We start from the raw sequence: 2,023 nt of genomic DNA on the forward strand, positions 1-2,023 counted from the left end.
TATCGCTATCCTTACGACTATCCTTACGACTATCCTTGGACATTGTGACCCCGCGACAAACCATTCCGCGAGATATTCTTAGCCGACCAGATCAGCCCTCAGTGCGTGGTCCCTGGATGACGCTCACGGTTAACCGGTGCGGATCGAGCGCCGCATCATGAAAACACCGAAGCCAAAGCAACGGGCCGAGCAGGAGATCGGACGATTGGTCAGGCTCGCCCGGCAGGGATTTGGCACATCGAAGATAGCCGCCGAACTCGGCCGCCATGCTGGATCGGTGAGGCGCATGGCACGAACGTTGGGGCTGCTGTTGAAGAAGTAGTCCCGCGAGCGATGTTGAGCGCAGCGCGGCGGACCTACAGCCCAAAGCCTCGGCCAATCTCCCGCGCAATCTTGAGCGCGGCGTCGGTATGGCGGCCATAGAAGAACGCTCGATCAAGCTGCGAAAAGATACCCATTCCAAACAGCGCTGTGGCAACGCCTCTAAACATAGTTATGGACCGGGTTGAACGAACAGCAAAAGTTCAAAAACGGCCCCAGCCGCAGGTCGGGAGAAACAGCCGGGGCCGGCATTCCCATTCCAATGTGCCGCAATCGGCGGTAATCGGCACGTTCCTAGCAAGCCACGTGAAAGCTAATGAACTGTTTCGAAGGACCGAATTAGGAGCGAGGCGCCTGATCTCACAAACGCGCACTTCCAACGCAACATAGCGGCAACGGCCCGTGTTGTACGTTGGGGAGCGCCCCCCGGAGTGGCATACTTCTCCTCGTGGGTGTGGATAAAACCCGGCGGCTCGCGTAGCATCGGCAAGGGTTCAACGTCTCACCGGGATCAGACAAATGAGCCGTTTCCTGCTGTGCAGCGTAGCCGCTGTCTGCCTCGCCGGAGGTTTGGTTTGCCATTCGTCCAAAGCGAATGCTGTCTTTTGGCGCGGCATCACCGCGCCAACTGACATCGATATTCATGGGTGGCCGATCATCAAAGAGCCCCCGCCGAGCCCATGCCAGTGGATACGGGTGAGCGGTGGCTACTGGGTCCGACAGTGCGTTTACTAGGCCAGCATTAGCCCATCGCTCAATTCAAACTTAAGGCCAAGGCGCACGTCGTGCGGTGGTGTTACTCCTCCTCTGTGCGGCGTAGGGGGGTGTCGAAAGATGACGGTAGATTTGCTATCGCATGCTCCAGCTCAGTAGCGATGGCCCGATAGCGCACGATCAGTCGCGCATATACATCGCGCTTAGCCTGATTTTTTGCAACAATCTGAAGTCGCTCGCATTCAGCAATTTGCGCGCGCAGCAGGTCTAGTTGGGCTTGCATTTCCTTCATGCGCCGAGTTGATATTTCTGCGACATTGGCGTCAATGCAGAAAGTACCCACAAGCGAAGGTCCGCCAGTTGGATGCTAGTCTATCGCACCTCGGAGCCGGACGAACTCTAAGAACCCTAAAGGCCCGTTCGCCGGTGCAGCCTGACAGTACGCCTCCGACGAGGACCGTCTTGCGTGACGGGTGGTAATTCGCGAAGCGTGTGACCTTAAGTCTAGCTTTAAGGTCATCAGGCGATGCGGGTCGAGGTTTTGGGCGGGCTCGAGCGGCGGCGGCGTTGGTCGCAGGACGACAAGGCACGGATTGTCGAGGAGACGCTGGCACCGGGCGCGAAGGTAACTGAGGTTGCGCGGCGCAACGGAGTAGCGGCCAGCCTGGTGTTTACCTGGCGTCGCCAAGCACGGACATCGGAACAAGTTGCACCATCTTTTACGCCGGTGCAGATCGCCGCCCTAGCAGCCTCGGCTGAAGAAACTCCGAAGCTTTTGCCTACGGTTGATGGCCGAGTTCGTTCGGCGGCAGCTGCGCGTACTGGATTGATAGAGATCGATCTCGGCAACCGACGGTGCATCCGGGTGGATGCGCACGTCGATCCGGAGGCGGTGGCGCGGGTCCTCGATGTGCTTGGACGCCGATGATTTCTGTACCAGGGAATGTGCGAGTGTGGCTGGCTACAGGCTACACGGATATGCGCAGAG

General features: G+C 58.5%; 2 protein-coding genes. One reads left to right on the plus strand and one right to left on the minus strand.

Going from position 1 to position 2,023, the window contains the following annotated elements; all coding sequences use genetic code 11:
• Positions 1-1,117 precede the first annotated feature (1,117 nt).
• Positions 1,118-1,378: a hypothetical protein gene (locus EAV90_RS39075; RefSeq protein ID WP_129146471.1), complete on the minus strand. Its 261-nt coding sequence runs from the start codon at positions 1,376-1,378 to the stop codon at positions 1,118-1,120.
• 183 nt (positions 1,379-1,561) lie between these two features.
• Here EAV90_RS39075 and tnpA point away from each other — a divergent pair, with 183 nt between their 5' ends.
• The gene (gene tnpA / locus EAV90_RS39080) at positions 1,562-1,963 is read left to right on the plus strand and encodes an IS66-like element accessory protein TnpA (protein WP_129146472.1); all 402 of its coding nucleotides are present in this window, start codon (positions 1,562-1,564) and stop codon (positions 1,961-1,963) included.
• Positions 1,964-2,023: the final 60 nt, after the last annotated feature.

Origin of the sequence: Bradyrhizobium vignae, assembly GCF_004114425.1 — a bacterium.
Taxonomy (GTDB): domain Bacteria; phylum Pseudomonadota; class Alphaproteobacteria; order Rhizobiales; family Xanthobacteraceae; genus Bradyrhizobium; species Bradyrhizobium vignae.